Annotated in this window: 28 protein-coding genes; 25 read left to right on the top strand and 3 right to left on the bottom strand. The window is 29.7% G+C overall.

Features of this window, described 5'->3' with window-relative positions; all coding sequences use genetic code 11:
• Nucleotide 1: 1 nt before the first annotated feature.
• Nucleotides 2-1141: a S1C family serine protease gene (locus tag ACAG39_06190; GenBank protein ID MEZ0536829.1), complete on the bottom strand. Its 1140-nt coding sequence runs from the start codon at nucleotides 1139-1141 to the stop codon at nucleotides 2-4.
• A gap of 751 nt (nucleotides 1142-1892) precedes the next feature.
• Here ACAG39_06190 and ACAG39_06185 point away from each other — a divergent pair.
• The 14 genes from ACAG39_06185 (at nucleotide 1893) to ACAG39_06120 (ending at nucleotide 16165) form a co-directional block, all read left to right on the top strand.
• Nucleotides 1893-4550, top strand: a complete 2658-nt coding sequence (locus ACAG39_06185; GenBank protein ID MEZ0536828.1) for a calcium-translocating P-type ATPase, SERCA-type — start codon at nucleotides 1893-1895, stop codon at nucleotides 4548-4550.
• 505 nt (nucleotides 4551-5055) lie between these two features.
• A complete protein-coding gene (locus ACAG39_06180) occupies nucleotides 5056-5262 on the top strand; it encodes a 4Fe-4S binding protein (GenBank protein MEZ0536827.1) in 207 nt (68 codons plus the stop codon).
• A gap of 1 nt (nucleotide 5263) precedes the next feature.
• A complete protein-coding gene (locus ACAG39_06175) occupies nucleotides 5264-5524 on the top strand; it encodes a metal-sensitive transcriptional regulator (GenBank protein MEZ0536826.1) in 261 nt (86 codons plus the stop codon).
• A 162-nt stretch (nucleotides 5525-5686) separates the two neighbouring features.
• Nucleotides 5687-5911 (top strand): sulfurtransferase TusA family protein, encoded by a 225-nt coding sequence (locus ACAG39_06170; GenBank protein MEZ0536825.1) that lies wholly within the window; start codon nucleotides 5687-5689, stop codon nucleotides 5909-5911.
• Nucleotides 5912-5941: 30 nt separating this feature from the next.
• Nucleotides 5942-6418, top strand: coding sequence for a DsrE/DsrF/DrsH-like family protein (locus ACAG39_06165; GenBank protein MEZ0536824.1), 477 nt, complete (start codon nucleotides 5942-5944; stop codon nucleotides 6416-6418).
• Between the two features lie 159 nt (nucleotides 6419-6577).
• Nucleotides 6578-6757 (top strand): ArsR/SmtB family transcription factor, encoded by a 180-nt coding sequence (locus ACAG39_06160; protein ID MEZ0536823.1) that lies wholly within the window; start codon nucleotides 6578-6580, stop codon nucleotides 6755-6757.
• Between the two features lie 60 nt (nucleotides 6758-6817).
• Entirely contained in the window at nucleotides 6818-7492 is a 675-nt protein-coding gene (locus ACAG39_06155) for a transcriptional regulator (GenBank protein ID MEZ0536822.1), read from the top strand.
• A gap of 233 nt (nucleotides 7493-7725) precedes the next feature.
• Entirely contained in the window at nucleotides 7726-9009 is a 1284-nt protein-coding gene (locus ACAG39_06150; protein MEZ0536821.1) for an ABC transporter substrate-binding protein, read from the top strand.
• Between the two features lie 62 nt (nucleotides 9010-9071).
• Nucleotides 9072-9935 carry a carbohydrate ABC transporter permease gene (locus ACAG39_06145; GenBank protein MEZ0536820.1) on the top strand — a complete coding sequence of 288 codons (864 nt, stop codon included), beginning with the start codon at nucleotides 9072-9074 and terminating at the stop codon, nucleotides 9933-9935.
• A gap of 16 nt (nucleotides 9936-9951) precedes the next feature.
• Complete coding sequence (locus ACAG39_06140) at nucleotides 9952-10788, top strand: carbohydrate ABC transporter permease (GenBank protein MEZ0536819.1); 837 nt, start codon at nucleotides 9952-9954, stop codon at nucleotides 10786-10788.
• Between the two features lie 92 nt (nucleotides 10789-10880).
• A complete protein-coding gene (locus ACAG39_06135) occupies nucleotides 10881-12419 on the top strand; it encodes a family 43 glycosylhydrolase (GenBank protein ID MEZ0536818.1) in 1539 nt (512 codons plus the stop codon).
• Nucleotides 12420-12463: 44 nt separating this feature from the next.
• The gene (locus tag ACAG39_06130; GenBank protein MEZ0536817.1) at nucleotides 12464-14212 is read left to right on the top strand and encodes a glycoside hydrolase family 2 protein; all 1749 of its coding nucleotides are present in this window, start codon (nucleotides 12464-12466) and stop codon (nucleotides 14210-14212) included.
• Between the two features lie 131 nt (nucleotides 14213-14343).
• Nucleotides 14344-15954: a DUF4080 domain-containing protein gene (locus tag ACAG39_06125; GenBank protein ID MEZ0536816.1), complete on the top strand. Its 1611-nt coding sequence runs from the start codon at nucleotides 14344-14346 to the stop codon at nucleotides 15952-15954.
• Between the two features lie 13 nt (nucleotides 15955-15967).
• The gene (locus ACAG39_06120; protein ID MEZ0536815.1) at nucleotides 15968-16165 is read left to right on the top strand and encodes a DUF6485 family protein; all 198 of its coding nucleotides are present in this window, start codon (nucleotides 15968-15970) and stop codon (nucleotides 16163-16165) included.
• Between the two features lie 31 nt (nucleotides 16166-16196).
• Here ACAG39_06120 and ACAG39_06115 read toward each other — a convergent pair whose 3' ends face one another.
• Nucleotides 16197-17441, bottom strand: a complete 1245-nt coding sequence (locus ACAG39_06115) for an Nramp family divalent metal transporter (GenBank protein ID MEZ0536814.1) — start codon at nucleotides 17439-17441, stop codon at nucleotides 16197-16199.
• A gap of 140 nt (nucleotides 17442-17581) precedes the next feature.
• On the opposite strand from ACAG39_06115, the gene ACAG39_06110 reads away from it, so the two are divergent.
• The 4 genes from ACAG39_06110 (at nucleotide 17582) to ACAG39_06095 (ending at nucleotide 21754) form a co-directional block, all read left to right on the top strand.
• Nucleotides 17582-19018 (top strand): aminopeptidase, encoded by a 1437-nt coding sequence (locus ACAG39_06110; protein MEZ0536813.1) that lies wholly within the window; start codon nucleotides 17582-17584, stop codon nucleotides 19016-19018.
• Between the two features lie 68 nt (nucleotides 19019-19086).
• Nucleotides 19087-19653 carry a class I SAM-dependent methyltransferase gene (locus ACAG39_06105; protein ID MEZ0536812.1) on the top strand — a complete coding sequence of 189 codons (567 nt, stop codon included), beginning with the start codon at nucleotides 19087-19089 and terminating at the stop codon, nucleotides 19651-19653.
• 39 nt (nucleotides 19654-19692) lie between these two features.
• Nucleotides 19693-20400 carry a response regulator transcription factor gene (locus ACAG39_06100; protein MEZ0536811.1) on the top strand — a complete coding sequence of 236 codons (708 nt, stop codon included), beginning with the start codon at nucleotides 19693-19695 and terminating at the stop codon, nucleotides 20398-20400.
• Complete coding sequence (locus tag ACAG39_06095; protein ID MEZ0536810.1) at nucleotides 20384-21754, top strand: ATP-binding protein; 1371 nt, start codon at nucleotides 20384-20386, stop codon at nucleotides 21752-21754. The genes ACAG39_06100 and ACAG39_06095 overlap by 17 nt, the downstream gene beginning before the upstream one ends.
• On the opposite strand, the gene ACAG39_06090 is transcribed toward ACAG39_06095, so the two are convergent.
• A complete protein-coding gene (locus tag ACAG39_06090) occupies nucleotides 21751-22929 on the bottom strand; it encodes an HD-GYP domain-containing protein (GenBank protein MEZ0536809.1) in 1179 nt (392 codons plus the stop codon). The genes ACAG39_06095 and ACAG39_06090 overlap by 4 nt on opposite strands.
• Before the next feature lie 192 nt (nucleotides 22930-23121).
• Here ACAG39_06090 and ACAG39_06085 point away from each other — a divergent pair, with 192 nt between their 5' ends.
• From ACAG39_06085 to rplB, 7 genes are all read left to right on the top strand, one after another.
• The gene (locus tag ACAG39_06085) at nucleotides 23122-23628 is read left to right on the top strand and encodes a manganese catalase family protein (GenBank protein ID MEZ0536808.1); all 507 of its coding nucleotides are present in this window, start codon (nucleotides 23122-23124) and stop codon (nucleotides 23626-23628) included.
• A gap of 46 nt (nucleotides 23629-23674) precedes the next feature.
• Nucleotides 23675-23836 (top strand): hypothetical protein, encoded by a 162-nt coding sequence (locus tag ACAG39_06080; GenBank protein ID MEZ0536807.1) that lies wholly within the window; start codon nucleotides 23675-23677, stop codon nucleotides 23834-23836.
• A 302-nt stretch (nucleotides 23837-24138) separates the two neighbouring features.
• The gene (gene rpsJ, locus ACAG39_06075; protein ID MEZ0536806.1) at nucleotides 24139-24450 is read left to right on the top strand and encodes a 30S ribosomal protein S10; all 312 of its coding nucleotides are present in this window, start codon (nucleotides 24139-24141) and stop codon (nucleotides 24448-24450) included.
• Between the two features lie 16 nt (nucleotides 24451-24466).
• Complete coding sequence (gene rplC / locus ACAG39_06070) at nucleotides 24467-25099, top strand: 50S ribosomal protein L3 (GenBank protein MEZ0536805.1); 633 nt, start codon at nucleotides 24467-24469, stop codon at nucleotides 25097-25099.
• A gap of 28 nt (nucleotides 25100-25127) precedes the next feature.
• Nucleotides 25128-25754, top strand: coding sequence for a 50S ribosomal protein L4 (rplD, locus tag ACAG39_06065; GenBank protein MEZ0536804.1), 627 nt, complete (start codon nucleotides 25128-25130; stop codon nucleotides 25752-25754).
• Nucleotides 25754-26044 carry a 50S ribosomal protein L23 gene (gene rplW, locus ACAG39_06060; GenBank protein MEZ0536803.1) on the top strand — a complete coding sequence of 97 codons (291 nt, stop codon included), beginning with the start codon at nucleotides 25754-25756 and terminating at the stop codon, nucleotides 26042-26044. The genes rplD and rplW overlap by 1 nt, the downstream gene beginning before the upstream one ends.
• A 21-nt stretch (nucleotides 26045-26065) precedes the next feature.
• The gene (gene rplB / locus ACAG39_06055) at nucleotides 26066-26896 is read left to right on the top strand and encodes a 50S ribosomal protein L2 (GenBank protein ID MEZ0536802.1); all 831 of its coding nucleotides are present in this window, start codon (nucleotides 26066-26068) and stop codon (nucleotides 26894-26896) included.
• The last annotated feature ends 11 nt before the right edge of the window (nucleotides 26897-26907 follow it).

The following is a 26907-nucleotide window of genomic DNA, read 5'->3' as shown; positions in this document are numbered from 1 at the left end:
ATTATTTGCTTTCTTGATATTCTTTAAGTGTTACTGTTTTTTCTAATATCTTATCTTGTATTTTATCTTGTGTCTTATCTTGCCTTTTGATTTTTACCAAAACCTTATCACCAGGTAAAAACTTCTTTAATGTTTCATTATATTCTGCAACTGAATTTATTGAGATATTATTTATAGATATTAAGATATCATTTTCTTGTACAAATCCTTTTAATGGGCTATCAGATTTCACATCAACAATTTTTAATCCAAGAGTGGAAGGAAGTCCGACATAAGATAGCCAACTATCTTCAAATTCTAAACCCAAATAGCATCTTTTTAGTTTGCCATATTTCTTAAAATGATCAATAAAGTACAAAACATTTTCAGCTGGGATTGCAAAATTAATACCTTGCCAATAGGCAATACCAAGTGTATTTATACCAACCAGTTTTCCTTGCATATTAACAAGTGGTCCCCCACTATTTCCAGGGTTTATACTTGCATCTGTTTGGATATAGGTATATGTCTCATCAACCGGCCTATTAAGCCCACTTATAATACCTTTTGATACGCTATTTCTCCAAGCAATAGATAAAGGAGTCCCAATTGCAAGAACATCATCACCAACATCTATATTTTTTGGGTCTTCAATTTCAATAGGTGTTAAGTTTGATCTATTAACCTTTACAATAGCGAGGTCGATGTCTTTATTCCTATAAAGGACTGTTCCTTTATATGCTTTTGCATCATAAAAGATTACATATGGCTCTTTCATATCCTCAACAACATGGTTATTTGTAAGAATAAGTCCATTTTTATCAATTACAACACCAGAGCCATGCATAAGACCTGCTGGAATTTTACTATAATAGAAATCATCAGCTTTAATCTTTTTACTATCACCAATTATAGCTACTACAGATTTATTAACCTTATCAATTATCTCTTTTACAGAAAGTGTTTTTGAGGAAACCACAATACCATTTTCATTTTTTGTGTAATTAAATTCAAGAATTTGACTTAAGTTATTAATCTCAACATAGGTTTTACCCTCAATCTCCTTGGTATCAGTAATAAGTTGTGATTGAGCAAATGAAATTGAAGATAAGCAAAATGCTAAAATTAATACAATTGATATAACTTTAAAAAACCTCTTCATTAATTTTTACCTCCTAACAAATGAATATTTTCACATCTAATTATAACGAATATTTACTAAAAATGTTATGTTAGTATTATTTTTTTATTATAAAAACTTGTGAATAATTATGGTATTGAAAAGATGTAAGTTGTTCTGTATAATATTAAATAGGCTTTGATTAAAAAACTTAAAATAGTTTTTCATTTATGTTAAAAGGGAGTAGCACCAAATGACTTGTCCTCAACATTCGCGAGAAAGATATTTTTAAAATCTTTCTCTGGGGATAAGGTCCTCCTAAATAGGGTGTGCAAGACTTTTAACATGTGGTATATAATCACATGTTAAAAGTCTTTTTTATTTGACTTTAAAAATATTTAGTAACCTTATAATAGTATCTGAAATATTGAATTTTTTAAAATAATACCTTAGTCGTTTGCAAAAGGAGTGAAGTGAATAGAAATAAGATGGGATAATGGGAATTAGATACAATAAAATTTTATAAATAATAGGAAATAGATGAATGAAAAATGTAATATAAGTAGAAGATAGGAAAAGAAGATTGATACAAAATAGTATCCAATAAAGGTACAGAAGCTATTTTAGGTAAAGAAGAATAGACAATGGAATAAATTTTATCGGAATTCATGTTAGGATTATTTTTGGATGCATTTTTCAAGAGAGATTGAATGAATTTAGAGTTATTTTTATAAACATTTTGAGCGTTTTTGCAAAAGGCTAAAAATAATACTTAAAAAGGAGGAATTAAAAGTTGAAACAAAATATTAATAATTTTCATTCAAAAAATGTAGAGAATGTTTTAGAAGATTTAAAAACCAGTTTTTATGGACTTTCCTTAGAAGAAGCAGAAGAAAGAATCAAGGTAAATGGAAAAAATATAATTGAACAAGGAAGAAAGAAATCCTTATTAGTACTTTTTGGCGAACAATTTAAAAATGTTATGGTACTTGTACTATTGGTTGCTGCCATAATCTCAATTCTTCTCAGAGAAGTAGCAGATGCTGCAATCATCTTAGCAGTTTTAATCATCAACGCAATTTTTGGAGTAGCCCAAGAGATAAAAGCTGAAAAAGCCATTGCTGCATTAAAAAAACTTAATATGCCATATGCAAAAGTTTATAGAGATGGACGCATATTACATGTTAAAACAGATGAAATAGTAGTTGGTGATATAATCGAGATTGAAGCAGGCGATATTGTTCCGGCAGACTTGAGACTAATTGAAAGCTTCAACCTTAAAATTGATGAGTCGGCTCTAACTGGAGAATCAGTTCCTGTTGAAAAAGATACAAATAATAAGCTTGAGGAATTAATCCCTCTTGCAGAAAGAACAAATATGGCTTTCATGGGAACAATTGTAACATATGGCCGAGCAAAAGGTGTAGTTGTTTCAACAGGCATGAAAACAGAGATAGGAAAAATAGCAAACTTTGTTAACCTTCAATCTGCAATTACTACCAAAACTCCTCTTCACGAAAAATTGGAAGAAATAGGTAAATATCTTACTATTGGGATTCTGGCAATTGCATTTATTGTGTTTGTAACAGGGCTTTTTTACCGTCGAGATGTATTTGAGATGTTTTTGACTGCTGTTTCATTGTCTGTTGCTGTAATCCCAGAGGGACTTCCTGCAGTTGTTACGATTGTTTTAGCAATTGGTGTTCAAAGAATGGCAAAACGAAACGCCATAATAAGAAGACTATCTTCGATAGAAACAATAGGAAGAGTTGAAATTATTTGTTCAGATAAAACTGGGACACTTACTCAAAACAAGATGAATGTTGTAAAAGTTTATTGTAACGCTAATTTAAACAATACTCTTAAAAATGAAGATAATTCATCAAAAACTTTACTTCAGATAATGGCACTTTGTAATGACGTTAAATTAAATTTAGTTAACAAAAATCCTCAGTTTATAGGTGATCCTACAGAAATTGCCTTGGCAAAATTTGCATACGAGAAAGGATTTAATAAGAACGTAATTGAAAAGGTTTATAAGAGAATAGATGAAGTACCTTTTGATTCTGTCAGGAAAATGATGACAACAGTGCATACAAACAAAAATGGCCAAAAATTTCAGGTTTTTTCAAAAGGTGCTTTGGACGTGATAATCAATAAATGCAAGTTTATAATGATAAACGATGATATCCTTCCTCTTGATGAAAATATGGTTGAAAAAATTCTCCAAGCAAACAAAGAAATGTCTTCCAATGCACTTAGAGTTTTAGCTTTTGCCTATAAAGAAATTGATAAAAACCAATTAGACAATAAAAATGCTATTGAAGACAGCCTCATCTTTATAGGACTTATTGGAATGATTGACCCTCCAAGAAAAGAAGCTTATAAAGCTGTTGATGTTTGTTACCAAGCAGGGATAACACCTGTGATGATAACAGGAGACCATAAAGACACAGCAATCGCAATTGCTAAGGAATTAAAAATAATTGATACCAACAAAGATGAACTTTCGCAAGTTATGACAGGTACCGAAATTGACAAATTAGAAGACCAGCAACTAAAGGAAAAAGTAAAAGAAGTAAGGGTATATGCAAGAGTCTCTCCTGAGCACAAATTAAGAATTGTAGACGCTTGGAGAAGTCACAACAAAATAGTTGCTATGACAGGTGATGGAGTTAATGATGCACCTGCTCTGAAAGCTGCCGACATTGGAATTGGTATGGGCATAACCGGAACCGATGTGACAAAAAATGTATCTGATGTTATTTTAGCAGATGATAACTTTGCTACAATTATTGCAGCTGTTGAGGAAGGAAGAAAGATTTATGATAATATTCGAAAAACTATACAGTTTTTGCTTTCTTCAAACATTGGAGAAGTTGTAACATTATTCATTGCGACACTTTTAAACTGGATAGTATTGTATCCAATTCATATACTGTGGGTAAATCTTGTGACAGACACTTTTCCTGCTTTGGCACTTGGCATGGAAAAAGCAGAAATCGATGTAATGAAGAGAAAGTCTGAAAAATCTTCTGAAAATATTTTTGCTGGAGGTCTTGGCTTTTCGATTATCTATCAGGGCATTTTAAAAGGATTGATAACATTGCTGGTATTCTTTATTGGACAAAAACTATATAACCATAAAATTGCAATTACCATGACTTTCATGACACTAAGCTTAATACAGCTTACACATGCATACAATGCACGTTCAAACAATAACTCGTTATTCAAAATGGGTGTATTTTCAAACAAATATTTAAATCTTGCTTTTATAGCTTCGATATTGCTTCAGGTTGCAGTACTATTAATTCCTGCGTTAAGGGAGCTATTTAAGCTGGAATACCTTAATATTTCACAGTGGACAATTATAATTTTGGCTTCAATTTCAATAATACCTATTGTGGAAGTTGTAAAGTTTTTTACACGTCACTTTTACAACAAGTAATTCAAAAAGTAATGTCAATCAAAAAGTCACTCGCAGCCTTCTGCTTAACACTTTTTATCCTAAAGTAGCATTCTTAATAGGGCATTAACCTAACTTTTGCAGCAAAAAGAATAAAAAAAGCCTGCAACCCATTAAAATAAAGGGGTGTGGGCTTTTACAATTTTATCAAATAATTATAGTAAAAATTAGCTTTATTTTCCGCTAAATTTCTTTTAATTTTACCAAGTTTTATAAATTTTTAATAAAATAAATATTTAATTCTCTACATAGTGACATTATTTTTGTGAGCCAAAGTCTATCCTCCTATGTATGTTTTTGTCTTTTTAACTAATATAATACACAGTTGATGGCTATTGCTTCAATATTTTCTCTTTCTGTTGCGGTTAATTTACACAAACATCATAATTTTTTATTTAAAAAAATATTGAAAATTTTAAAAGAAACGAATATAATATTATATGGATACACCCCATAGGTATGGGGATAATTTAACGGGAGGTTGAAAATGAGAAAGGCAAAACTTGATAAAAACGTTTGTGATTCATCACCATTTTGCCCTGCTGCAAGATCATGTAAGTTTGGTGCTTTTAAAATTGAAAGGCAAGGATTTTTTAATGTAAAGATTGACATTGATGAATCAAAATGTACAGGCTGTGGTGTTTGTACAGCATATTGTCCTCATGGTGCAGTTTCTATGAAAGAGGAGAAGTAATATGCTTCATAATAATCAAAAAGAAGATGTGATTATGAGGCTTAAAACAATAAAAGGGCATGTTGAAGGAATATTAAAAATGGTAGAAGATGATGTAGATTGTGAGAAAGTTATGCTTCAGATTTCAGCAATAAAAAAATCAATAGAAAAGGTTGGGTTTTTATTAATTGATAGCCATGCATCAACATGCTTTGAAAAAGAGAATATCTCAAAAGAGGAGATAAATAAAATAATAAATACATTGATTAAATTTTTAACATAAATTTACTGCAAAAGCCATAACTTTTGCAGTAAGGCTTTTTTTGCTATGAATTGATAAATAATTAACAATCACAAATTGGTTTTTAATTATTTAACAGGGGTATTTTTTTAATGTAATAGTTTTGGACAAAATAAATTTATTATATTTGGAGGTGTTTTTAAAATGGCTGAATATTTTATTGATGCTAAATATTTACAATGCCCAGGTCCAATAACACAACTTTTTAAACAAATGAAAGAGGCACAAAGTGGAGATGTAGTTGTAATTGAAGTAACTGATATGGCTTTTAAAAGAGATGTTGAGAGCTGGTGCAAAAAAACAAAAAATGAATTAATATCTCTTGAAGAAGTAAATGGAATAATAAAAGCAAAAATAAAAAAGGTTTAAGAATTATAGTGCAGAGAGGAGGTGTTATATATGAGAGAGGATAAAAAAACCATTATTGTTTTTAGCAATGATTTAGACAAGGTAATGGCATCTTTAGTTATAGCAACTGGTGCAGCAGCTATGGGTGACGAAGTAACTATGTTTTTTACATTTTGGGGATTAAATGTTTTAAGAGATGCCAAGAAAAAAGCAGGTGGAAAATCATTCTTGGAAAAGATGTTTGGAATGATGATGCCAAAAGGTGTTGACAAACTACCTTTATCAAAACTTAACTTTTTAGGTATTGGCCCAAGATTAATGAAATATATGATGAAGAAAAAGAATGTAAATTCATTACCTCAGATGCTTAAAGAGGCTCAAGAATTAGGTGTTAAGTTTATTGCATGCTCAATGTCAATGGATGTAATGGGTATTAAAAAAGAAGAACTTATTGATGGTGTTGAAATTGGTGGAGTTGCAACATACTTAGGAGAGGCCAGTGAAGCAGGGGTTAATTTGTTTATATGATGATTTTCATATAAATTATAGAATTTAAAGACTACTAAAAGGTTACTACCTTTTTGGTAGTCTTTTTTATTTAATACAAAAATTAATTAAAGAATATCTTGAAATATATTAATAAATTTAGTTTAATATTAATATAATCTAAAAAAGAAGGTGTAATTGATGGAAATATTTGCATCACAAGAGAATATAGCTTTTTTCGAGGCATTAGCTTCTGATGTTCGTTTAAAGATTATAGAATTTCTTTCGGATAGATCCATGAATATAAAAGAGATTGCTGAAAATCTTGGCTTATCTTCGGCAATAGTTACGATGCATATAAATAAATTGGAGAAAGCATGAATAATAAAATCAGAATCACAGCCAGGTATTAGAGGAGCTCAAAAGCTATGTTCTTTAAATATGGATTATGCAACTGTAATAATTAAAAAACCAAAAGAAATTCATAACTACTATAACTTTTCTATTCCGGTAGGGCAGTATATTGATTTTGATGTAAAACCTACCTGTGGTTTGGCATCGACCGAAAAATTAATCGGAATGTATGATGAGCCAAGATATTTTGCGGATCCAGAACATATTCATGCATCTATACTATGGTTTACAACAGGATATGTTAAATATTCAATACCAAATTATTTATTAGCAAGTCAAGAACCTGATATGTTAGAAATTATGCTTGAACTTGGATCAGAAGCACCTGGAAGCTTAATTGAATGGCCTTCTGATATTACATTTTATGTAAATGATATAAACATTGGTACTTTTACAAGCCCGGGTGATTTTAATGATAAAAAAGGTTTTTATACACCTGAATGGTGGCCAGAGAATATATCTCAGTATGGACTTTTGAAAAGGATTCTAGTTGAAGACAATGGAACATTTATAGATGGGAGAAAGGTATCAAATGTTAACATTTCAGATTTAAATATAAAAGAAAATAGATATATAACATTTACAATAACTGTTCATGAAGATTCTTTACATCCTGGTGGTGTTACTATATTTGGTAAAGGTTTTGGGAATTATGATACAAATATTGAAGTAAAATTATATTATAAACAGATAAATAAATAAGCAAAATACTTAATTAATAAATAATAAATTAATAAAAAGAATAAAACATTATGCAAATATAATAAAAAAGTAATAAAATTTTTAAATCACCTACTGCAAATAGGTGATTATTTTTTTATAATATTAATATAATAATTAATATATTAATATAAATACTACATAATGATTAGTTTATTACTTGGCTAAAACCATAAATGGTTTTAGATAAAATTAAAACTTTAGGAGGTATAAAGATGAAAAGTTCTAAAAGAATGATTGCCTTATTTTTAGTGGTTGTGTTTGCTTTTACATTTGCTTTTGCGTTTCATACCAATTCAGCAAAAGCAGCAGGACCTATTCAGCTTGAATTTTGGAATGGTTTTACAGGGCCAGATGGTAAAGGTATTGCAAAGTTAGTAGATATCTTTAATCAAAAGTATCAAGGTAAAATACAAGTTAAGATGCAAGTTATGCAATGGGGAGCCTATTATGATAAAATTGTTACAGCAGTTGTTAGTGGAAAGGCTCCTGATATAGGAATAATGCACCTTGATTCAATAGCTAAATACGCAAACAAAGGTATATTGTTGCCTTTAGATGAATTTGCATCAAAACTAAAATTATCAGAGAATGACTTTATACCAGTTGTATGGAAAGCAGGAATAATTAATGGAAAAAGATATGGAATTCCACTTGATGTTCATCCTTTAGCATTATACTATAACGTCGATTTGTTAAAACAAGCTGGTTATGATCATCCTCCAGCAAATAGAGAAGAATTTCTTGATTTAGCTAAGAAATGCACAAAGGATACTGATGGTGATGGTAAAATAGATCAATGGGGATTTGCAATGCCTCCAGGATGGCCATCAAGCCAAATCTATTGGGCATATCTACATCAATTTGGTGGCAAAGCTTTTGATGATTATCTTAAAATTACAAAGCCATTGTTTAATAGTAAAGAAGGTATAGAAGCATTACAATTCTTAGTAGATACTATATTTAAATATAAGATATCTCCAGCAAATATCCAACAAGACGGTGAAGTTACCTTATTTAAACAAGGTAAATTAGCAATGCAACTAAATGGTATATGGATGATTCAAGGATACAAAGAACAAAAAGGTCTTAATTTTATGACAGCACCTGTACCACAAATTGGTCCTAAAAAAGCTACATGGGCAGGTTCACACAACTTTGTTGTATTTAAGAAAAAAGACTTTAATTCTAAAAAGGATGCTATATTTAAGTTTATAGACTTTATATCAAGAAACAGCTTTGAATGGGCAAAAGCAGGTCAAGTTCCAGCAAGAAATTCAGTTAGATTTAGTAAAGCATTTGCTACATTGAAAGAACAATATGAAATAGCTAAACAAGCTGATTATATTGTATTTCCACCAATGTCACCAATTTCTGGCGATGTTATGGGTCCGCTTGGTGAAGCAGTAAATCTTGCGGTATTAGGTAAAAAGACACCAAAACAAGCGTTAGATGAAGCTGCTGTAAAGGTTGAAAAAATAATAAAACAAAATAGGTAGACAGATAAGGAAAAGGCAGGTATTTTGCCTGCCTTTTAATTCATATTAAAAGGGGTGTTTAAATGAAAAAGATTTTATCAAAATTGACTCCTGTTTTATTTATAGGCCCTCATTTTATATTATTTTTAATATTCCTGATTTACCCTACTTTTTATGGCCTTTATATTAGTTTTTTTAAATGGGATTTTATGACTGAACCCAAATTTGTTGGGTTCAAAAACTATATGGATTTATTCAATAAAGAAACAATTGATTATTCAGAATTTTGGAGTTCATTATGGCATACAATTGAATTTGTAATATTTAGTGTCCCACTCTTAATAGCAGTAGCCTTTATATTAGCTTTGTTATTAAATGAAAAGATACCATTTAAAAATTTTTTCAGAACAATTTTTTATATGCCTGTTGCACTTTCAGTATCAACCATATGCTTGATATGGATGTGGGTATTTGATTCAAATGCAGGTATATTAAATTATTATTTTGGTATCAAAACCCCTTGGCTTTCAGATTTGCCATATGCATGGATAGCATTAGTTATTATGACTATTTGGTGGACTATTGGTAATAATATGGTTATTTTCCTTGCTGGTCTTCAAGATGTTCCCGAAGAATATTACGAAGCTTCAAGAATTGATGGTGCTAATTGGTTTCAACAGTTATTTCATATAACATTGCCTTCTCTAAAACCAACATTTTTATTTATAACAATAACTTCAACAATTGCTTCATTCAATCTTTTTGGTCAACCATATATTGCAACAAGGGGTGGTCCTGGGACAGCTACAAGAACTGCTGTAATGTACATAAGAGATGTAGGGTTTAGTCAATATAGAATGGGTTCAGCCGCGGCAATGGCAATTTTAATGGGCTTAATAATGATTGTAATATCAATCTTTCAATATAGAATAATGGACAGAGAATAAGGTGGTGATTATATAAATGTCAAGATCAGATTTGATAAAAAAGATTATTATTACTGCAATTATTAGTATTTTGTGCATAATATGGATTGTTCCGTTAATTTGGATGTTATCAACATCTTTAAAACCTGAGTATACGGTTGTAAAGGTCCCACCTGAATGGATTCCACACCCGTTTTCACTCGAAAACTATATTTATATATTTAAGGATACTTATGATGCACCAATAATTAGATGGTTTTTAAATAGTTTGTTTGTAGCATCAGTTTATACATTATTGGTTGTAATAGTAGATTCTTTGGCAGCATATGGTTATGCAAGACTTAATTTCAAAGGGAGGGAACTTTTATTTTGGCTTCTTATGGCTACCTATATGATACCACCAGTTATGAATTTAATTCCTTCTTATATAGTTGTTTATAAATTTAACTGGATTGATACCTATTATCCAATGATTATACCAGGTCTTGCAGGCGTTTTTGGAGTTTTCTTACTCAGACAATTTTTTAAAACAATACCAAAAGAATATGATGAATCAGCATATATTGATGGAGCATCAAATTTTGTAATTTATAAGAATATTATTTTACCTTTATCAAAACCAGCACTAGTTACACTTGCAGTATTTTCGTTTATGGGGAATTGGAATGATTTCTTGTGGCCCTTAATTGTTACAAATGATACATTTATGAGAACTCTACCAGTTGGTTTATCACTTTTCCAAGGAAAATATGTTATAGAATTTGGAAAAATGATGGCAGGTGCAACTGTTTCAGCATTACCAGCAATAATTCTTTTCTTATTTACTCAAAGGTTTTTTGTAAGAGGTATTACAATGAGTGGATTAAAAGGATAAAATAAAAAGGGGAGTTTTATGTGAAGAAAAGTCTTTTTACTTTTTTAGTTTTAATCATTACTCTCTTTAATTTTTATTTAGGAGAAATTGCAATGAGTAGTGAACAAATAAAATATAAAAATCCTCTAACTGTTTATAAAGTAGCCGATCCATTTATTTTAAAATACAATAATAAATATTATTTATATGCCACATCAGAAAGAGGAGCTGGTATGTCAGGAGGATTTGAGGTTTGGGAATCGCCTGATTTAGTGAACTTCGAGTATAAGGGATTTGCATATAAATCAAATGAAAAATCTTGGGGTTTTGATTCTTTTTGGGCTCCAGAGGTTCTATACTATAATGGCAAGTTTTATTTGTTTTATAGTGCTGCTGGAATGATTGATGGTAATAAAACACTTAGAATTTGCCTTGCTGAATCTAATTCTCCATTAGGGCCATTTGTAGATATAAAAGCTCCACTTTTTGATTTTGGATATGCAGCTATTGATGCACATCCATTTGTTGATAATGGTCAAGTTTATTTATATTATTCAAGGGATTGTTCAGAAAATCCAACTAGTGATATTTATGTTGTTAAGTTATCAAAAGACTTAAAAAACACAATAGGAGAAGCTAAATTTTTACTTACACCTTCTCAAAGTTGGGAAATTGGTGCAAAATGGAACGAAGGTCCATTTGTCGTAAAACATAATAATAAATACTATCTATTTTATTCAGCAAATTTTTATGCCTCTCCTGACTATTCGGTTGGATATGCGGTTTCTAATAACCCATTAGGACCTTTTATAAAAGCTAAAGAAAATCCAATTTTAAAAAAGAATTCTTTTGTAACTGGCCCTGGCCATAATTCTGTTGTAAAAAGCCCAGATGATAGAGAATATTTTATAGTTTATCACACACAAATGATAAAAGAGGGGACATATTTAAGACAGTTAGCTATTGATAGACTGCTATTTACCAAGGATGGAAAAGTAAAGGTTATTGGACCAACTTATACACCTCAACCACTACCATCTGGTTCTAAAGTGCCTAAATTAGCATCAAGTGATAATTTTAATAGTACGAAACTTGATAGATCGAAATGGTTTATTATTGGACAAAATAATATTTCATTAACAGCAAAAAAAGGCAATTTGAGAATAAAGACATATCAAACTAATTTACAAAATATAAAAAATGATAATCTTGATGTATCGAATATTATCATACAATACACTAATGACCTTAATTTTTCAATAGAAACTTCGTTAAGCCCTTTGCAAAAAAGTTATGGTGATAGAGCAGGACTTATTATATTTCAAGACTATGATAACTATATAGAACTTGTTAGGATAGATGGTGATAAAAAAACATATATTGAATTCTATTATTGTTTAAAAGGTACAATATTTTCGAAGAAAATAGAAATATCTAACAGTTCAAAGAATATTGCCTTAAAAATTGAAAAGAAAGCTAATAAATACACATCAATGTATAAAAGTGATAATAATAAAAAGTGGACTAATATAGCAGAATATTCAGGAAGCAATTTTGACATTACTCGAGTTGGAATTACAGCATATTCTCCTATGTCAACAGATTCAATATATGACTTTGATTATTTCAATTATACTCGAATTGTAAAATAGTTTTATAATTTTTATAAATATTTTTGAAAGGAGCAGAAAAGTAAATGACACAGATACCACGACAAGAATATCCACGACCAAATTTTAAAAGAGAACAATGGATGAATTTAAATGGAGAATGGGAATTTGAGTTTGATGACAATAATTTAGGTGAAAAAGAGAGATGGTTTAAAGGTAAAAGTTTTTCAAAAAGAATAATAGTTCCATTTACCTATGAAACAAAGTTAAGTGGCATAAATATACAAGAAGGGCACAATTATGTTTGGTACAAAAGAACATTTAGCATACCAAAAGATTGGGAAGGGAAAAACATAATACTTAATTTTGGGGCAGTAGATTATAAAGCTAAGATATGGGTAAATGAACAATACTTAGGAAGTCATGTAGGAGGGTACACTCCATTTAGTTTTGATATAACAAATTATATAGACCATAATAGAGAAAATACTGTTTATGTAAAAGCAGAAGATGAATGGGAAAACAAAGAACAAGCAAGAGGTAAACAGTCATGGATTGAATCTACTTTTGCATGTTGGTATACAAGAACTACCGGAATATGGCAGACAGTATGGCTTGAACCAGTAGATGAGAGATGTATTGCAAATGTAAAAATGAAATCGGTTGTAAATAAAGGAATGATAGATATTGAGGCTAACCTTAATTTTGTTGATGAAGAAATTAGTCTTCAAACTGATATTTATTACAAAGGAGAATTTATAACATCAACAGTTGTAAGGTGTACAAGTCAAAAGCTTAGATTTTCGATAAATGTATATAGTAAAAAAGTATCAGAATGGGGCCTTATGTTATGGCATCCAGATCATCCTAACCTATATGATATTGAATTTAAGATAATTGATAACAATGGTAAGGTTTATGATGATGTAAAGAGCTATTTTGGTATGCGAGAGATAAGAGTTATTGATGGGAAGGTATTGTTAAATGGTGAACCAATCTATCAAAGATTAATTCTTGATCAAGGATATTGGCCAGATTCAAATATAACACCACCAGATGAAGAAAGTATTATATATGATATAAAGATGACAAAGGAATTTGGATTTAACGGTGTTAGGAAACATCAAAAGGCAGAAGACCCACTTTTTCTTTATTGGGCAGATAGATTAGGCTTATTAGTTTGGGGTGAAATGGCATCATTCTATGAATTTAGCGATACAGCAATGAAAGCATATATGCAAGAATGGCAAGAGGTAATTGAAAGAGATTATAATCATCCTTGTATTATAACGTGGACACCATTTAATGAATCATGGGGGATACCTAATGTTGTAATTAATAAAGATGAACAAGATTATACTGTTGCAGTTGTTAATATGATTCGAGCCTTAGATACCACAAGACCAGTTGTATCAAATGATGGATGGGAGCATACAGATACAGATTTGTTAACAATACATGATTATGAACAAGATGCTAAAGTAATAGAAAAGAAGTATTCTTCAAAAGAAGATGTTATCTCAAGAAGCCCTATATGGAAAAGATTATTTGCCCAAGGTTACACATATAAAGGCCAGCCAATATTATTAACCGAATATGGTGGAATAGCATATGCAACATCAAATGGATGGGGTTATGGGAAATCAGCAGAATCAGAAGAGGAGTTTATAGAAAGATTTAAAGCTCTGCATGATAAAATAAAGTCATTAGACTATATTTGTGGATACTGTTATACACAGCTTACAGATGTTCAACAAGAGATAAATGGACTTATGACCTATGATAGAAAACCAAAAGTAGACACTCAAAAGATTAGAAATATTTTAAAACCATAAAGCCTCTCTTTAAATTAAATACTTGATAGCCGAGTTTATTAATACTCGGCTATTTGCTCAATAATTGAAAATAATCAAAAATCCTATTATAATATCAATACAAATGCACCTGTTTTTAGGAGTTGTTAACCTTGATACTTTTTGTTGCAATAAATTCAAGCTATGTTCATACTAATCTTGCAGTAAGGTATTTATATCATATATGTAATGAAAATTATAATTGTAGATTTGTAGAGTACAACATAAACCAAGATGTTAAAAGTGTTCTTTATAATATCCTTTCATATAAGCCTGATATTGTTGCTATATCAACATATATATGGAATCGAAACTATGTATTAAAGTTAGCAGAAGGAATAAAAAAGGTTGATAAGAATATATATATTGTTTTAGGTGGTCCAGAGGTTTATTTTGATGATATTTCAAAATTACAATATATTGATGAAATTATAAGAGGTGAAGGAGAATATAGAATATTAGAATTTTTAGACAATTACCAAGAAAATAATAATATGTATAATAAAAAAGATTATCCATTATTTGATTTGTCACATTTACCTTTTGCATATAAAGATGAAATACTTGATATAAACAAAATATATTACTACGAAAGCAGTAGAGGTTGTCCTTTTAGATGTTCATATTGCCTTTCATCATTAGATAAAAGTGTTAGGTTTGCTCCAATTGAAAAGGTTTTTGAAGAACTTAAATTTCTATTTGAAAAAGAAGTAAAACTTATAAAATTTGTCGATAGAACTTTTAATATTGATATTGAAAGGAGCATAAAAATTATTGAATTTTGCAAAACTCATTCAAAAACAACACAAGTGCATTTTGAAATATCACCAGATTTACTTAATGATGATATTATAAAAAGCCTAAATAACTCAAAAAAAGGTCTTTTTAGGCTTGAAATAGGGCTTCAGAGTTTTAATGAACAAACATTAAAAGAGATAAATAGAACATATAGCCTTGAAAAAGTAGATAATAACCTTAAAAAATTATTACAAGATACAACATGTATTACTCATTTAGATTTAATTGCAGGATTACCACATGAAGATTATCAATCATTCAAAGAGTCATTTAATAAAACTTATTTTTATTTTCCTGATGAAATTCAGCTTGGATTTTTGAAGGTATTAAAAGGAACCAAAATAGATTCACAGGTAGAAAAGTTTAACATAAAATATTGGGATACCCCACCCTATGAGGTTATATCTACAAAGTCGATAAGTTTCAATGAACTTTATAGATTAAAGCAGATTGAAGAGTTTGTTGATAGATTATATAATAGAAGGCTTCTTTTATATACAATAAAAGCAATATCTAAAAGGGAAAAACCTTCTGATTTTTTTGAAAAGATAACAATTGCAGTTGATATAAATAAGAATAATAAAGTTTTTATTAGTCAGTTGTATAATTTTATAAAATCAAATAATTACTTTGATAACCAAATAGAACTAAAGAACATATTTCGATATGACATACTAAGAAATTTACCAGAAGAATATCTTCCAGATGAGCTTGTATTCAATGAAACCGAGAAAAATGAAATAAAAAATAGAGTATATCAAATAAAGGATATAGAAAATTTCGAAGTAAATAATATAAAACAGATTCAAAGAAAGTATAGAGTGGGTGTGTTTGACTTTAATATTGAAAATTATGTAAAAGATGATATTATAAAATTTGAAAAAGCTTTTTATGTATTTTTAAATGATAAAATAATAAAAATTTAAGGGGGTTTTCTTTTTGGAGTGTGTTGTTAATAAAAATCTAAATATTTGCACATGCACATATTCATCTTGTTCACGTAGGGGAAAATGTTGTGAGTGTTTACATTATCACAGAAAAAATGGTGAACTTCCTGCATGCTACTTTTCAAAAGAGGCAGAGAAAACATATGATAGATCTATCGAAAACTTTATAAAGGATTATAAAAATAGATAGCTCCCAAATAAGAAGGGAGCTAAATTAGTATTCACAAGATGCTATCTAAAAGTAGATAAATATTTAATCCGATAACTATAAAAGCAACAATAACAAGGAGTATATTATCAACTTTTGAATTTTTAAATTTACCCATAACTTTTTTTGAGGATGTTAAATATATTTGAAGCAATATTGTTATAGGTAATTGAATACTTAGTAGCATTTGAGAAATAATTAATCCATTAAATGGATTATTAATAAAGAGTATTATTAGTCCAGCAGGGACTAAAGTTAATAAAACACCTATTTTTGAATGAATGTCCTTGATATCATACGGTTCTTTAAAAATACCAGAGAATATTGAACCACCACTAATACCTGCAGTTATACATGACGCAATACCTGCTAAGAGTAGTGATATGGCAAAAATTAATGAAGATAAATTTCCTGCATAAGGTTTTAATAGCAATTGAGCTTGTTCTAAATTTGAAACAACAATATGATTTTTATAAAAAACAGATGCTGAAATTATTATCATACTACTGTTTATTGCCCAGCCGATTAACATTGAAAAAAGAGTATCGTAAAACTCGTATTTTAATTGATGCTTTATTACTATTTCATCTTCTTTATTCCATTGACGGCTCTGTATAACTTCAGAGTGTAAAAATAAATTGTGGGGCATTACAACACTTCCCAAAATACTCATAATAATTACTAAAGAACCATTTGGGATGTTAGGGATAAACACACCTTTAAAAGTTTGATTCAATGAAATATCTACAAGAAATAGTTCAAACACAAATGAGAGTCCAATAAGTGAAACAAAAGCAATAATCCATCTTTCTAATTTTTTATATGAATTTGTAAGTAACATAATAAGAATAAGAGGGACTATTAAAAAAATACCTATCTTTATTGGTATATTAAAAAGCATTTTTAATGCAATGCACGCACCAAGTATTTCTGCCATAGCTGTAGATATAGCAGAAAGAATAGCTGTTGATAAAATAAAATTGGAAAGATATTTATTGAGATAAATTGTAGAGGCTTCAGCTAAACAATAACCAGAAGCTATACCAAGATGTGCCGCATTGTGTTGTAATATGATTAACATTATAGTAGAAAGAGTAACAACCCATAATAGTTTATATCCATAAGATGCTCCTGCTGATACATTAGCAGCCCAATTTCCTGGGTCAATAAAACCGACTGTTACTAAAAGTCCTGGTCCAATATATTTAATAAAATCAAGTGCAGTATGTTTTGGTGTATGTAATTTTCTTTTCTTCATTGTTATCTCCTTACTAATTGATATATTATTATTTTATTATATAAAGTTTTCTTGTGCCAAAAAAATTGAAAGAAAAATATCAAAAAAGTTAGTGCAGTTAAATAAAAAAATATGTTAATATAATAAATGCTTAATTAAGTATTAGGGAGGAAAGTTATATGAGTCAAACTGAAGGTCAAAAACTCTTTGAGGAACTTAGCCTAAAAAATAAAAATGCTTGGGACACAATTGATGAAGAGCAAAAAGAAAAGCTTTATAAAATTGCTAATGATTATAAGACATTTTTAAATGAATGTAAAACAGAAAGAGAAACAGTTGATTATATTGTTAAATTAGCTAAGCAGCACGGTTTTAAAGACTATCATTCATATGATAAGATGTGTGAAGGAGATAAGGTTTATTTTGTTAACAAAGGTAAAAATATTATTCTTGCTGTCATTGGAAAAGAGCCGCTTAATCAAGGTATTAATTTAATTGGTGCACATATTGATTCACCAAGACTTGATTTGAAGCCAAAGCCAGTTTATGAGTCTAATGATTTAGCTTTTTTAAAAACCCATTACTATGGTGGAATAAAAAAATTTCATTGGGTAAATGTTCCTTTAGCTATTCATGGCGTTGTTGTAAAATCTGATGGAACCACTGTTAATATAAAGATTGGCGAAGATGAAAATGATCCTATATTTTATATAACCGACTTATTAATTCATTTATCATCTGAACAAATGCAAAAGAAGGCATCAGAAGTTATTCCGGCTGAAAATTTAAATATTTTAATAGGCTCAATTCCTTATCCAGATAAAGAGGTTAAGGAAAGAGTAAAGCTTAACATACTAAAAATACTATCAGATTATTATGGTATTTGTGAAGAGGATCTTATTTCAGCAGAAATTGAAATAGTTCCTGCAGCAAAAGCAAGGGATGTTGGATTTGATAGAGGCCTTGTTGGTGCATATGGGCAGGATGATAGAGTCTGTGCATATTTAGCAATGAAAGCTCTTTTTGATTTAGAAGATGTTCCACAAAAGACATCAGTTGTATTTCTTGTTGACAAAGAAGAGATAGGTAGTGTTGGTATCACAAGTGCAGAAGCCAATTTCTTAGATAATTCAATTGTCAGAATATTAAAGCTAACAGGAAGATATACTGATTTATTTGATTTATATGAATGCTACGAAAATTCAAACGCACTTTCAGCAGATGTAGCAGGAGCTGTTGATCCTAACCATGAAGGCGTTTTTGATAAACTTAATGCGTCTTTTGTAGGTAAGGGTGTTACAATAGAAAAATATACAGGCGTTAGAGGCAAATATAGTGGCTCAGATGCTAATGCAGAATATGTAGGCAAAGTTAGAAACTTTTTAAACAAACACAATATATGTTGGCAGACAGGTCTTCTTGGTAAGGTTGACCAAGGTGGCGGTGGAACAATAGCACTCTTTATAGCAAGAAAAATGATAAATGTAATTGATTCTGGTGTTCCAGTTTTATCAATGCATTCAACATTTGAAATTACAAGTAAGGTAGATATATATATGGCTTATAGATTTTATAAAGAATTTTTAAGGGAGTTTTAATTTTTATTAGCAAGCTATTTTTTACGTAGCTTGCTAAACTTTTATTTTTAGTAAAGAGGTGGATTGAAGTGTCAAAAAATATTGAAAAAGCTAAAAGATTAGATTCTGATGAAAGGAAAAAGATATTAAATCCAGATCAAATTCTACCATTATTTAATATTTCTAGAGGTAAGATACTAGCTGATATAGGATGTGGAACGGGATATTTTTCAATTCCTATAGCAAAAATGATAGGGGAAGAAGGAAAAGTTTTTGCTATTGATGTAGATAATGATATGTTATTGGTGTTATCAGAAAAAGTAGCTAAAGAAGGTATAAATAACATAGAATTTATTCTTTCTAAAGAGTATAATTTTATTATAGAAGATGATATAGCTGATTATGCACTAATTGCTAATGTTTTGCATGAAATCGAAGATAAAAGAAGATTTTTAGATGAAGCAAAAAGAATTCTCAAAAGTAATGGAGTATTGTTTATTATAGAATGGCAGAAAAAAGAAACAACATTTGGACCACGTTTTGAAGAAAGAATTGATATTGATGAATGTATTAATTTATTAAAAACATGTGGTTTTTCAGATTGTAATTTTTATGTTATCAATGATTATTTTTATTTGGTTAAATGCTTTAAATAGATTATTTTTGGATAATTCACTTAATTTAGGAGTGAAAAAATGTATAAACATATTATATATATAGTTGATGATGAAAAGGAAATTCTTAATTTTGTAAGCACTTTTTTATCTCAAAGAGGCTATATAGTTAAATGCTTTGAAAATGCATCCTCATTTTTAATTACTTTTTATAAAGAACAGCCAGATTTAGTGATTCTTGATATTATGCTACCTGATGTTGATGGATATGAGGTCTTAAGAGAACTTAGGAAAACAAGCCAAGTCCCAGTTATTATGCTTTCAGCAAAAAGTGAGGAATTTGATAAAGTTTTGGGGCTTGAATTAGGAAGTGACGATTATATGTCAAAGCCATTCTCCTTAGCAGAATTAGAAGCACGTATTAGAAAAACATTGAGAAGAACAAGTGGTGATATTAAAAAGCCAAATGATGAAAGCATAGAAATAAAAGGTTTGGAGATTGATCAAAAAAAGAAAGTAGTTAATTACATAGGTGAGGAACTAAATTTTACTCCAAAAGAATATGAAGTGTTTTATTTATTATATTCTGAAAGGGATAAGGTTCTCAAAAGAAGCTTTATATTAGAGAACGTCTGGGGAGATCCATCGCTTTATGATGAAAGAATGGTTGATGATGTTATCAAAAGAATAAGGAAAAAATTAAATGCTCAGAATGTTCCTATAGAAATAAAGACAATGTGGGGACTAGGGTATAGACTTGAGGAGAAAAAAGATGAAGATACAAATTAGAATATTCCTTTCAATGATTATTCTAATATTATTTATATTTTTATTTTTCGGCTTTTTATTTTATTCTAATTACAAAGAACAACTGATACAACAGATTATCGATGAAAATATAACAATATCTAAAATGATTGAATTAGTATATGAAAAAAACACAAAGGAAGTTTTTTCTATATCACAAGTGAGGAGTTTTTTTTCAAAGCATGGATTTAAGTGGATGGATGATTATATAGTTATTATAAGTCATGATAGAAGTATTGAGTTCTCCAATAAGCAACTAACTAATGAAGGAAGATTAAAAATAATAAATTTATACAACAAATATCTTGACCAATTTGGATACTTTAATTTAGTTGATTATCTTAATGAAGATAAAAAATTATTTACACTTTACAAAAATGATAAAATAGATTCTTTTGATGTTTTGATAATAAGTGATCTATCAGTAATTACAAACTTTGAAAAGAAGTTTTTATATATTCTTATTCAATCAATTATTATTTCATTAATTATGTCAATTGTTATTGCAGCTTTGATGTCAAGAAATCTTATAAAAAATATTATAAAATTAAGAAACGCAATAATTGAAGCAAAAAATCTGAATTTTGAAAAAAAGGTTGACGTAAAATCAAAGGATGAGATAGGTATTATTGCAGAGGAATATAACAAATTAATTGATAAGATAAATTTATATAATGAGTCCCAAAAAAGATTTTTACAAAATGTTTCACATGAGTTAAAAACCCCTCTTACTTCAATAAGAGGGTATGCTGAAATGATAAAAACAGAAACAGATAATTCAGTTCATATAGATGGTCTAAATGTTATTATAAGGCAAGTAGATAAATTAAAAAATATTATTAATCAAATAATTAATCTTTCAAAAATTGAATCGCTTAAAGAAGTTTTTAGGTTTGAACAAGTTGATTTGAATGACCTAATTTTTGATGTATTAATAAATATTGAAGGTATAATTTTCTTGAAAGATATTGAAGTAACATTTAACCCGAAGGATAAAATTTTTATCTATGCTGACAAAGAAAAGTTTTCAGAAGCAATAATAAATATTCTTAGTAATTGTATAAGGTATGCAAAATCAAGGATTGATATTGATGTACAGGTAATTAATGGTAAATTTAATTTAAAAATTATTGATGATGGTCCTGGTTTTTTAGATAAAGATGTTGATAAGATATTCGAAAGGTTTTATAAAGGTTCAAGAGGTGAAAGTGGATTAGGTTTATCAATATCAAAAACAATTATTGAAAAGCACAATATGGAAATAAAAGCTGAAAACAATAAAAATGGTGGAGCATTATTCGTAATAATAGGTAAAGTTATAGCGGTAAGTAATTAGCTTACCGCTTTTTTCAATAGTTCGAATTCCTCACTATAAAATTTATTATTTTTTACCATATCATGTATTATTTCAAATGCTTTGCTTTGAGGCATCCCCTTTCTATAAGGTCTATCCTCTGTTAAGGCTTGGTACACATCAGAAATTCCAATAATTCTGTCTAAAAGGCTAAGACTTTTACCATCAAGCCTTTCAGGATATCCACTTCCATCAACCTTTTCGTGATGATTTGCCGCCCATTCAGCTATTTCACCATTAAACGGTGGAATCTGATTAAGAATTATTTTTGTATAATAAGAATGCGACTTGATAATATTAAATTCCTCTTTTGTTAGGTTACCCGGTTTGTCTAAAATCTCATTTGGAACAACTAATTTACCGATATCATGTAAATATGCTGCAATTTTTACTTTTTCACATGTTTCATAATCAAAACCATAATCCTTAACAATTTTATATGCAATACTTTGTAAATTTATTGAATGCTCATTTGTAAATGAACTTTTTTTATCAATAATTATTGACATAGCTTGAGCAAATTGAGACATTTTCTCTAAATCAAAATATAACTCACCTTTGGGTGCAATGTCATTTATTATATATCTTAAATTGGAATTTTCAAAGTCAAGCCAAAACTTATCTGTAGACGAAATTTCCAAAAAAGCATCTACAATATCAGGATTAAATATAACTCCTCTATTCTTCACAATCCATTCTTCAATCTCATTAACCTGTAAGTAATATGGAATACTTTTATCATAATATATTTCTAATTGATCAGCTAAAGTTATAATCTGAGAACCAAATGGTATATCACCATTAGATAAACCAAATGGTCCTTGTCCATTAAAGGCTTCGTGGTGATATCTAACTAACTCTGAGATATCTTCGTCAAGAGGTAATTTTTTAACAACCTCATATCCAATTTCACTATGACTTTTAGCTAAGCTAAAATCAACATGAGCTTTATAAAATTGAGACGTAGATAAACTAATACCAATATCATGTAGAAAAGAAGCATAATAGATCTTTTTTTTGAACGATTCATCAATATTCAATTTTTGAGAAATTCTAAGTGCTGTATATGCAGTTTTTGTTGCATGTTGAATTCTTCCTTCAGCAATATCCAAAACTATTGATATTGCTGAAAGGAGGTTTCCTACTTCAATTTTCATTAACAAATATGCTCCTTAATTGGTCTTTTTAAGTTAATTATAAAAGCATGATATGTGTTAAACAATATATAAAATATATAAAATTATTAATTTTTTTATGAACATATTAACTGTTTAGATATAGTAGCAAAATCTCTTATCAAAAATATAATGTATTAAAGTCATTTATAATGAGTGGAGGGAAATAGATTTATGGATATGTCAAAATTTGCATATGATGCACCATATCCAGAACCCAAAGTAGAAGAGCCTAATAGACATTATGCAGAACTTTTGCTTGATGATTATGCGGGATATGGAAGTGAGCTTACTGCAATATGCTTATATTCTTACCAACATTTTATTACTGATATTAAAAGTAAAGAATTTGCTGAATTAATAATTGGAATAGCACAAGTTGAAATGAAGCATTTGGACTTATTAGGTGTAACTATTTATCTACTTGGTGCAACCCCAAAATTTAGAGGTTCGTACACAACATATGGACAATACTGGAATGGCTATTTTGTAAATTACGATAGAGATCTAAAAGATATGATAAAACTTGATATTCAATCAGAAAAGGATGCAATAAGAAATTATAAGAAACATATAGAAATGATAGATGATAAATATATTAAAAAAATGCTTGAAAGAATAATATTAGATGAAGAAAAACATATAAAATTACTAAAAGATTTTTATGATAAAAAGTTTTAAAAAGTGGGTATAAAATTATTACAAAAGAATTTAGGAGGAAATATTTATGGATGAAAGATATGTGTGTGGAATTTGTGGTTTCGAAATTACCGATTTAAAATCACCATGTCCATATTGTGGTGCAGAACCAAACCATTTTGTAAAAGCAAGTGAAGTAGATGCAGAACTTTTGAAAAAAATATATGAAGAGGGCGGGGCAACTTATTAAATTTCTCTTGCAAACCGCCCCTTTTTATTGTAAAATTATTAAGTCATTGTGTGGGAAAAAATAAAATTGATGCGATGATGCAAAAGGTTGCTGCTATAAAAGCAGGTAATTTTTGCGGAGTATGTCTGGTCCTTATGAGACGGGCGACACGGGGAAAGGTATGAGATTTCATGCCCGGTGTTTTATGCCCGAGAGCTAAAACCCGGGTATTTTTATATAAGAAGTTTAGACACACACGGATAAGTTGCAAAGTCCCCCTGTCGCAAAAGTAAAAATTATATTATTTTAAAGGAGGGGAACAAATGTCAAACAATCAAAAAATGAGAATTAGATTAAAATCATTCGATTACAAACTATTAGAACAATCAGCTAAGAAAATTGTTGAAACAGCAAAAAACACAGGTGCTGATGTTTCGGGTCCAGTACCACTTCCAACAGAGAAGGAAATAATAACAATAATAAGAGCACCACATAAATATAAAGATTCAAGAGAACAATTTGAACTTAAGACTCACAAGAGATTAATTGATATCATTAAGCCCACACAAAAAACAGTTGATGCACTTATGAGACTTGAATTACCAGCAGGCGTTGATATTGAGATCAAAGTATAAGGAGGTGTAAGTTGGAATGAATAAAGCAATATTAGGAAAAAAAATAGGCATGACTCAAATATTTGATGAAACAGGAAATGCAATTCCTGTAACAGTAATTGAGGCAGGTCCATGTGTTGTTATCCAAAAGAAGACTATTGAAAATGATGGATATTCTGCTATTCAAGTGGGTTTTGTTAATATTGAAGAAAAGAAATTAAATAAACCATTAAAAGGACATTTTGAAAAACATGGTATAAAGCCAAAGAGATATATAAAAGAATTAAGATTAAAAGACTCAGATAAATATGAAGTTGGGCAAGAAATAAGAGTAGATATATTTACACCAGGTGAAAAGGTTGATGTTGTTGGGACATCAAAAGGTAAAGGATTTCAAGGTGTTATCAAAAGATATGGTGCTAAAAGAGGTCCAATGAGCCATGGTTCAATGTATCATAGAAGAGTAGGTTCAATGGGTCCAAACACAAATCCAGGTAGAACATTCCCAGGCAAAAAAATGCCAGGAAGAACTGGTGGAGAAAGAGTTACAATCCAAAATCTAAAAGTTGTTAAGGTTGATAGCGATAGAAACTTAATTCTCTTAAAAGGCAATGTACCAGGTGTTAAAGGGTCTTTGGTTTTAATTAAGGACTCAGTTAAAAGTAAATAACCAAGAAAGAATGAAGGGAGGAAGATAAATGCCTAAGGTACCAGTTTATAATATAGAAGGACATCAAGTAGGTGAATATGAGTTAAGTGATTTAGTTTTTGGTATTGAAGTAAATGAGCATGTTCTTCATCAAGCTGTTGTAGCACACTTAGCTAACAGAAGGCAAGGCACATTTGCAGCAAAAACAAGATCAGAGGTTAGAGGCGGTGGAAGAAAGCCTTGGAGACAAAAAGGAACAGGTAGAGCAAGACAAGGTTCAATAACAGCTCCTACATGGAGAAAAGGTGGCGTTGTTTTTGCAAAGAAACCAAGAGATTTCTCCATTGATTTACCGAAGAAAGTTAAGAGATTGGCACTCAAAAGTGCACTCTCATTAAAGGTTAAAGAAAGTAATGTTATTGTTATTGACAAATGGGATATGAATGAATACAAAACAAAGGAAGTTATAAAAGTTCTTAAGAATTTAGGGCTTGACGATAAAAAAGCATTGATTGTAATACCAGAAAAGAATGAGTTTTTACAAAAATCAACTATGAATATTCCAACAGTTAAAACATTGCAAGTAGGAAACCTAAACGTTTTTGATATTTTGAAATATGAAAAATTTATAATCCTCCAAGATGCTGCTAAAAAAGTAGAGGAGGTGTACGCTTAATGCAATACGAAGATATCATAAAAAGACCAATAGTTACAGAAAAAAGTATGAGTATGTTACAAGACAAAAAATATACCTTCGAAGTTGATAAAAAAGCTAATAAGGTAGAAATCAAAAAAGCAGTCGAAAAGATATTTGGCGTTGAAGTGGATAAGGTTTGGACAATGAATGTAAAACCAAAGAAAAAAAGACTTGGAAGATTTGAAGGGCAAACTCGTGCTTGGAAAAAAGCTATAGTAAAACTAACAGATAAGAGCAAAACAATTGAATTCTTTGATGGTTTAATCTAAGGAATAAGGAGGGGAAAAAAGGTGGGCGTAATAATATATAAACCTACAACACCAGGAAGAAGACAGTCATCAGTATTACACTATAAAGAAGTTATTACAAAAACAAAACCAGAAAAATCTTTGATATTTTCAGAGAAAAAATTTGCTGGAAGAAACAATTTAGGGAGAATAACTGTTAGACATAAAGGTGGCGGCCACAAAAAGAAGATAAGAATTATTGACTTTAAAAGAGATAAAGATGGTATTCCAGCAAAAGTTGCTGCAATCGAATATGATCCAAATAGATCAGCATTTATCGCATTGCTTCACTATGTAGATGGTGAAAAGAGATATATATTGGCTCCAGAAGGTTTAAAAGTTGGCGAGACATTGATGTCAGGTCCAAATGCGGATATAAAGGTTGGTAATGCATTACCATTAAAGAATATTCCAGTTGGTACTATGGTACACAATGTTGAATTAAAGCCAGGTAGAGGTGGCCAAATTGTCAAAGCTGCTGGTGCGGTAGCTCAGCTTATGGCAAAAGAAGGCAAATATGCACTTCTAAGATTACCATCAGGTGAACTTAGATATGTAAGCCAAGATTGCAAAGCTACAGTGGGACAAGTTGGTAACCTTGATCATGAAAATGTAAAGATAGGTAAAGCAGGTAGAAAGAGATGGATGGGTATAAGACCAACAGTTAGAGGTTCTGTTATGAATCCGGTTGATCATCCACACGGTGGCGGTGAAGGTAAATCACCAATAGGACATCCAAGTCCATTAACACCATGGGGTAAACCAGCACTTGGTTACAAAACAAGGAAGAAAAATAAACCATCTGATAAGCTGATAGTAAAGAGAAGAAAATAATAGTTTAAGGA

It is taken from the genome of Caldicellulosiruptoraceae bacterium PP1 (assembly GCA_041320695.1).
GTDB lineage: Bacteria > Bacillota > Thermoanaerobacteria > Caldicellulosiruptorales > Caldicellulosiruptoraceae > JBGGOQ01.
The sequence above is the reverse complement of the archived record's forward strand: the minus strand, read 5'-3'. Positions and strand labels throughout refer to the sequence as shown.